5 protein-coding genes are annotated in these 4,751 nt (G+C 41.6%); all 5 read left to right on the top strand.

Annotated elements, in window-relative coordinates:
- Window positions 1-404: 404 nt before the first annotated feature.
- The 5 genes from BQ7314_RS13560 to BQ7314_RS13540 are packed head-to-tail and all read left to right on the top strand — an operon-like array spanning window position 405 to window position 4,639.
- Window positions 405-1,067, top strand: a complete 663-nt coding sequence (locus BQ7314_RS13560; protein WP_174484228.1) for a precorrin-8X methylmutase — start codon at window positions 405-407, stop codon at window positions 1,065-1,067.
- A gap of 44 nt (window positions 1,068-1,111) precedes the next feature.
- A complete protein-coding gene (locus BQ7314_RS13555; protein ID WP_174484227.1) occupies window positions 1,112-2,206 on the top strand; it encodes a cobalt-precorrin-5B (C(1))-methyltransferase in 1,095 nt (364 codons plus the stop codon).
- Window positions 2,199-3,482: a precorrin-6y C5,15-methyltransferase (decarboxylating) subunit CbiE gene (gene cbiE, locus BQ7314_RS13550; protein WP_174484226.1), complete on the top strand. Its 1,284-nt coding sequence runs from the start codon at window positions 2,199-2,201 to the stop codon at window positions 3,480-3,482. Before BQ7314_RS13555 ends, cbiE begins: the two co-directional genes overlap by 8 nt.
- Window positions 3,479-4,228, top strand: a complete 750-nt coding sequence (gene cobI, locus BQ7314_RS13545) for a precorrin-2 C(20)-methyltransferase (RefSeq protein WP_174484225.1) — start codon at window positions 3,479-3,481, stop codon at window positions 4,226-4,228. The genes cbiE and cobI overlap by 4 nt, the downstream gene beginning before the upstream one ends.
- Before the next feature lie 33 nt (window positions 4,229-4,261).
- Window positions 4,262-4,639 (top strand): hypothetical protein, encoded by a 378-nt coding sequence (locus BQ7314_RS13540; protein WP_174484224.1) that lies wholly within the window; start codon window positions 4,262-4,264, stop codon window positions 4,637-4,639.
- Window positions 4,640-4,751 lie beyond the last annotated feature (112 nt).

Here is a 4,751-nt window from a genome sequence, read left to right as displayed (position 1 = left end):
CTGAGCGCCACTTTTTCGTGCAATTGAATTCCGTAAAAGTTGGTTTTTACACCTTAGGAAACTTATTATCACCCATAGATTTGATGTATGTCTACCATCTTATGTATTGTTGCGGACACCGTTAATTCTAGATAGACTGGTAGTCTGCGGTAGCGCATAATAAATCAACTCTCGATATACGTAGGCGTTTTGCTTACCCTCCAAGCCTACCCTGTATTTGATGCAGGGATAGTTTCTTTAAGAAAAAACTGATACCAAGCAAACATAGATTATAGTGCAGTGTCTCTGTGCGCTCTATGCCTGTAGTAAAAATTTAGATGTAGTACTCACGTACTTAAATTCAAGATAACGCTTTATTTTGCTATGATAGCGACAATTAAATAAGCAAGATTGTCGGAAACATAATGCAACAAAATACCGTAACAGAACAAATGACCCAAGCGGGTCAGAAAATTGAGCATGATTCTTTTGCGATTGTGGATCAGGAAGTGGGTGCTCATCATTATTCAGCAGCGCAATGGAATATAGTACGCCGTATGATTCATGCCACAGCAGATTTTGAGTTTAATGGCCTAACAAAATTTCATCCAGAGGCAGTACCAGCAGGTTTAAATGCAATTCAACTAGGCGCTAATATAGTCGCTGATGTAGAAATGATTTGTGTTGGTTTATCTAAACCTCGGTTAAGTCATTTTGGCGTGACGACACATCACTTTATTTCTGACGCAGATGTCATTACGCAAGCAAAAGCAGAAAATAGCACACGCGCAGTGCAAGCAATGCGTAAAGCACAACGCTTAGGCTTGCTAGATAATAGTATTGTCGCTGTGGGTAATGCGCCGACAGCTTTATTAGAAGTTTTACGTATGATCAAAGAAGAGGATGTCCGCCCTGCTTTAATTGTGGGTATGCCGGTAGGCTTTGTTTCTGCAGCCGAATCGAAAGATGCCACAGCTTTATTGCAAGATATTCCTTGGCTTATTACTGATGGACGTAAAGGGGGATCAACGCTGGTTGTTGCTGCGATTCATGCGCTATTAGCTTTAGCTGAACAGGCAAATAAATAATTGCTTCTAGTTGCTGTTAAAAATTTTCCAAGCCGCTGTGACTTATGACACCTAAAAAACCAAAAGGTACGCGCAAAGGCTTTACCACTGGCGCGTGTTCGGCTGCGGCTGCGCGTGCGGCAACACTTGGGTTGCTGACTGGAGAAGTACCTACAGACATTGAAACTTTATTACCCAATGGTCAGCGAGTGATGTTTACTGTACATGACAGCGCTGCGACTGATGGCTTAGCGCATGCTGTGATTATAAAAGATGCAGGGGATGATCCTGATTGTACAGATAAAGCGCACTTAACCGTTAATGTGCGCTTATTGCCCGATGCTGCCAATCAAGTGCTATTAAAAGGGGGTGACGGTGTTGGTACGATTACTATGCGTGGTTTAGGGCTTGAAGTGGGCGGTCCTGCAATTAATCCAGTTCCTAAGGCAAATATAGAAGCTAATATTCGTGAAGTTGCCAGTGAATTACTGCAAACGCAAGGGCTAGAAGTGACTATTTCTGTGCCAGGCGGACAAGCCATGGCAAAAAAAACCTTAAATGATCGCTTAGGCATTATTAATGGTATTTCCATTTTAGGAACAACCGGTATTGTGCATCCTTATTCAACGGCGGCCTTTCGCGCAAGTGTGGTACAGGGTATTGAGGTAGCCGCTAACCAAGGGCAAACAGCGGTTGTATTAACGACGGGTGGGCGTACTGAGAAGTTTACTATGCGTGAATTGCCTGATTTAGACCCTGCTTGTTTTGTGCAAATGGGGGATTTTTTAGGCCCCGCTTTAGACAGTGCTGACCAAGTGGGTATAAGGCAGATTATTATTGGCGGCATGATTGGTAAACTGACTAAAATTGCGCAGGGGGAAATTATTACGCATGCTCGACGTAATGCGGTGAATACGCAATTATTAGCGGAAATAGCCGCAAGTGTGGGGGCTGAAGATTCTGTTTGTATGGCTATCAGTGATAATAAAATGGCACGTTTTGCCGGCGAATGCATGGAGGGATTAGGCTTAGGTGAGGCTTTTTATCAGGCTTTGTGTGCGCGTGTCGTGGCGACATTGGAGGCGCGTTATCCTAAGCGTTTCAGGTATCAGATTTTAATGTGTGATTTTGACGGAAATAAATTGGTGAATTATGAGTGAACGTTGTCAAATTATTGGGGTGTTGGATAACGGGTGCTCAGGTTTATCTGCTACCGCTCTTACTGGCTTACAAGAAGCTGAAGTGGTGATTGCCGCCAGTCGAGTTTTAAAATTGTTTGCTGCAACGATTATGCAGGCAGAATGTAAAGATCTAACTGGAAACTTAAGCTTAGTACCTGAGTGGATTAATGTGGCATTAGCAGCACAAAAAAAGGTCGTTGTTTTAGCGACAGGTGACCCCTTATGTCATGGTATTGCTAGCTTTTTAGTGAAGAAATTAGGCGTAGACAAACTGGAGATTATGCCTAATGTTTCCTCTATTCAATTGGCTTTTGCGCGTATTGGCATGGCTTGGCAAGATGCTAAAATTTGTTCTGTACACAGCAAAGATGCGGGCGAATGGTATAGGGGAGCAGGTGCTGAACATGGCCTTTATGCCTTATTACAAACTATTAATCAGCATGATAAGCTGGCAATATTAACCGGCCCTGAGAATAATCCAGCGCGTATTGCGCGTATGCTCATGATAGAAAATATGGCTAACTTATTTAACATGGTTGTTGCTGAAGATTTGCTTTGTACTGATGAAAAATTATTTCAAGGATTAAGTATTGCAGCGTTAGCTGAGCAGGAATTTACGGGTAATGATGTTGTGATTCTATGCCGAGTACAAGAAAAAGCAGACGCATTGCTTTTTGGTTATGCTGACCATGCTTTTAAACAGCGCAAGCCGGATAAAGGCTTAATTACTAAACGTGAAGTACGTGCAGTCTCGCTAGCAAGATTGCAATTGACCGCTAATAGCATCGTTTGGGATATAGGGGCTGGGTCTGGATCTGTCGGCATAGAAGCAGCCAAACTTTGCATACAAGGGCATGTTTATGCGGTTGAGAAAAATGCCGCTGACTTTGCTATTGCGAGAGAAAACGCACGCAATTTTGGTTTGCATAATTACACTTTAATTGAAAATAAAGCGCCTCTAGGTATGCAAGATTGGCTTGAGCCAAATGCGATATTTATTGGTGGTTCCGGCGGAGAATTAGCGGGATTAATCGAGTTGTGTTTGGCTAAATTACAAGCGAATGGTTGCTTAGTGATGAATTTTGTTACCTTAGAAAATCTCAATACGGCTTTGGAGACATTGAAACAAAGTGATGCACTGTGGGATATAACCCAATTACAAGCCTCTCGCAGCCAACCTATTTTACATATGAGCCGTATGCAAGCAGAAAATCCAGTATGGATTGTCTGCGCACAAAAGGAAATAGCAGCATGATAGGTACTTTATATGGCGTTTCTTTAGGGCCCGGTGATCCGGAGCTTATGACGCGTAGAGCATGGGCTCTGTTGCATTCAGAGGCAGACTGGACTTATCCAGTAAAAAGAAAACAAGGCGAAAGCTATGCGTTAAAAATCGCCTTAGCTGCTAATTTAAAGGTTCCAGAAAATAGTACAGAGCTAGTTTTCCCCATGACCCATGACCGGGAAATATTAGCTAAATATTGGTTACAAGCCGCACAAATTGTTTTGGAAAAATTACAAGCAGGGCGTGATGTGATTTTTCTAGTTGAAGGCGACGCATCAACTTATTCAACCTTTCAGCACTTAGCTAAAACAGTGGCGGGTTTGGATGAAATGGCTATTTTTGAAACTATTGCAGGCGTTAGCTCATTTCATGCCGCTGCTGCACGGGCAAAAATGCCTTTGGCAGATACCGATGATACAGTCGCTATTATTCCGGCAGGATACGGCATAGAAATGATTGAGGCTATGTTGCTTGATTTTGATACTTTAGTGTTATTGAAAGTAAAGCCACTACTTGATGATATAATTAGTTTATTAGAACGTAAGGGTTTACTTGCTCAGTCTTGCTTTATTGAGAAAGCAGGGTCTAATGAGGAACGTATTATCCACGATGTTCTAAGCTTAAGGGGAGAAAAGGTGAATTATCTGTCATTGCTAATGGTACATAATTCCCATAGAATGCGAGGGGAACTTATCCGCGGATGTCGGAAAAAATAAGCTCGTAATCATAACAATAATAGAGGAATAAATATGAATAGTACGCAGAAATTAATGGGTGCAGTCGCAGCTGTTTTTATTATTGGCTTTTTAATGGTTGGCTCTAATAAAGATCAATCAAATGAGTCTAAGGAAGCGGCAGCGATGATTAGAGCCGTTGCTGCTATGCAAACAATGGCAACATCAAAATGCCCAACAGCAATTAAAAATGCAACAGGGGATACAGTTTATTTTGCAACCTCTACAGATACAGATAAGCAAACCTATGTAACGATGACTTGGGATGCATCAAAAACTGATGATAAATACAGCTTTAAAAAAGCAGAATGTACTTTACACCTAACGCTAGGTGGTATTTCTAAATTAGTGATTGATGATAAAACGATTATTGAGAAAAAAGTAAGATACTAAGGAATGTGCATGAAATAACTTAGGCAACTTATAAAGTTGTTGCGTCAGGAATGGCAGTATAATTCCATTGCCTCAGGTGCTCATCAAATACAATTCGCATTGACTCTTTTTT

This window comes from methanotrophic endosymbiont of Bathymodiolus puteoserpentis (Logatchev) (genome assembly GCF_900128525.1).
Classification (GTDB): domain Bacteria; phylum Pseudomonadota; class Gammaproteobacteria; order Methylococcales; family Methylomonadaceae; genus Methyloprofundus.
The sequence above is the reverse complement of the archived record's forward strand: the minus strand, read 5'-3'. Positions and strand labels throughout refer to the sequence as shown.